The organism is Ruegeria sp. AB5 (assembly GCF_056542645.1).
The window spans coordinates 1-2292 of sequence record NZ_JBQGAE010000053.1; the positions used below are offsets into that span (position 1 = coordinate 1).

The 2292-nt window shown below is 50.4% G+C and carries 1 protein-coding gene; it reads right to left on the reverse strand.

Annotated elements, in window-relative coordinates; translation table 11 throughout:
• Positions 1–161: 161 nt before the first annotated feature.
• Positions 162–2045, reverse strand: coding sequence for an SLC13 family permease (locus ACR0L4_RS23520; protein WP_480515626.1), 1884 nt, complete (start codon positions 2043–2045; stop codon positions 162–164).
• Positions 2046–2292 lie beyond the last annotated feature (247 nt).

A 2292-nucleotide genomic window follows, 5' to 3' on the forward strand; every position in this document is an offset into this window, starting at 1 on the left:
CATGCTGAAACCTGTTGGAAAACAATACGCGGACAACAAACTTCGGAATCTGCAGGCTCGTCAATCCAGACCCAAAGTTTGCGACACAACCGGCAAAAAATGCAACCTCGTCAATTTTCGGTTTGGTGCCGAGAGATTGATGACTTTTTCGCACAGGTTGTTCAGAAAATCACATTGAGCATAAGCAAGGAAACCAACAAAAACAGAACGGTCATGATGCCCCCGGAGCGCACAAAGTCCATTACCTTGTAACCCGCTGGCCCCATAATCAGCGCGTTTACCTGATGGGTCGGAATGATGAAGCTGTTCGAGGTCGAGATTGCAACTGTTAGCGCAAAGGCGGCTGGGTTTCCGCCAGCAGCTACGGCTATAGAAACGGCAAGGGGCACGAGCAAGACGGTGGCACCGACATTTGACATAACCAGTGAAAACGTGGTTGCCAATATCGCGACACCGGCTTGAAGCGCCCAAATCGGCCAACCATTCAAAATGATCATGATTTGCTGGGCGATCCACGCCGCAGTGCCGGTATTTTGCACCGCTTGTCCCAGAGGTATGAGGCATGCCAGCAGAAAAACCGTGTTCCATCCGACCGCCCTATACGCCTCATCGACACTGAGTACACGCGTGAGCATCATTCCAGCGGCGCCTGTCAGAAGGCAAAGGGATAAGCGAACGTCAGTGAACAGTATCAGCGACAGCGAAATTGCGAAAAAGGCCAAAGCCCAACCGACCTTCTGAGGCCGCAGCTCGTCCTGCGGAAAGTCTGTTGTTACGACCACAAAGTCAGGATCCCTTTTGATGCGCATCAGGTTGTCCCATCTTGTATGCGCAACAAGCATGTCGCCAGCATGAAATTCTTCGAGTCCAATCTGAGTGGACTCGTGTGTATCAGTCTCGACGTGGCTGAGTGTTTCTTCTCCTCGATGAATAGCAAGCAGTGACATGCCATACGTCTTGCGGAACAATAGCTCGCGGGGGCATTTCCCGATCAGCTTGCTGTCAGGTGTCACAACGACTTCGGCTATTCCGGCATTGGTTGGTGCAAACTCTTCTACGAAGATATCCAGTTCAGGAAGAACAGTCAGACCAAATTTCTCTGCAAACTGTTTGACAACCAAGCGATTTCCTATGATGGCAAGCCTGCACGGAGCGGCGATCTCGGCGGTCAGAACCTGAACCATAGAAGTCTTACCGCGATAGAAAGTGGATATTATGTAGAGATGATTTTCATGGTTGATGTCTGCCAGTATCTGCCCGACCAGCGGGCTGTTTTCTGGCACGATCACTTCGAAGACATCCGCCTGCAACCCATAAACCCGTTGCAGGTATTCCTGCGTACCTTGTCCTGTGCCGGTGTTGTCAGACCCGGTATCTCCGGGCAAAACCCAGCGCCCAAACAGCAAAAAGTAACCGATCCCTGTCAGGATTAAGGCCGCGCCGATTGGCGCTACCGAGAATAGACCAAAGGGATCAATTTTTTGGCCTTCAGGCAACCCCTCGTTTGCAGTCAGGACCAGGTCGTTCAGCAAAATCAGCGGAGATGAACCGACCATAGTCATTGTGCCGCCGAGAATGGCACAAAATCCCATGGGCATCAGCAGGCGGGACAGTGGAATTCCCGACCTCGAGGAAATGCGGCTGACCACCGGCAGAAACAATGCGGCCGCCCCGACATTCTGCATGAATGACGAAATAACTCCGACCGTTCCTGAGACAATCGACAATACCCGGTTTTCGGCCGTGCCACCATATTTTAGAATGACCGCGGCAACCTTGTTCATAATGCCAGTTTTGTCCAAACCGGCACCGACGATCATGACCGCGATGATAGAAATCACAGCGTTCGACGCAAACCCATCGAACAGATGCGTAACATCTGCCAGGTTCTCAAGCCCCGGTGCATAACTTAGAAGTCCGACGAGGACCAGAACCAGTATGGCAGAGAGGTCAATTCTGACAATTTCTGATACAAACAAGAAGACGGTGAAGGCCAGCAAAACGCAAACTGCTCCCATCTCAAACGTAAAGGTAACTTGTTCCAAAGAGCCCACCGAAGTTTGGATACTTTGTTTAAAGAGAATATCTAAACTATCGCGCTCACGCTGTCATGATATTTCGTTTTTCAGAAGAATTACGAAACAAAGTTTCAAGGCGCGACAACAGAATTTCGCTTTATAGTGATTGTGTGGAAATTCGTTCCAGCACTATCTGACGTCAGCGCTTATGGGTCCAACTAGGGCAATTTGATAAGAGAGTGTTCTTGGCTCATCGTAACCACTGAGGAGTGGA